This window comes from Pauljensenia sp. UMB3104, from assembly GCF_030217285.1.
In the GTDB taxonomy this organism is placed as follows: domain Bacteria; phylum Actinomycetota; class Actinomycetes; order Actinomycetales; family Actinomycetaceae; genus Pauljensenia.
Window position 1 is genome coordinate 1 of sequence record NZ_JASONN010000104.1, and the last position, 359, is coordinate 359.

Here is a 359-nt window from a genome sequence, read left to right on the forward strand (position 1 = left end):
GCCGCAACCGGAATGGAACCGCACCTCGTCCTCGCGACCGGCCTTGCTGGTCTGCTGGCCGGCGCGCTCTCCATGGCAGCCGGTGAATGGGTCTCCGTCACCAGCCAACGTGAACTGCTCGATGCATCGATCCCCGATCCCGAAGCACACCAAGCTGTCCCGGACCTCGACGTTGACGCGAACGAACTGGAACTCGTGTTCCGTGCTCGTGGCGAAAGTCCCGAAGAAGCGCGTGCTCACGCCATAAAGGTATTCACCCAGGTCGCCCGCCCCGCCGGCTCAGAGTCCGGTGTCATCGCGGTGCGTGCCGCACTCGAAGGCGGGCTACCAGCTCATGCTGGCGCCACCGAACAGGTTGG

Annotated in this window: 1 protein-coding gene; it reads left to right on the forward strand. The window is 65.2% G+C overall.

Features of this window, described 5'->3' with window-relative positions; translation table 11 throughout:
- The coding region (locus QP415_RS10950; protein ID WP_285100079.1) for a VIT1/CCC1 transporter family protein at positions 1–359 on the forward strand (359 nt) is incomplete at both ends.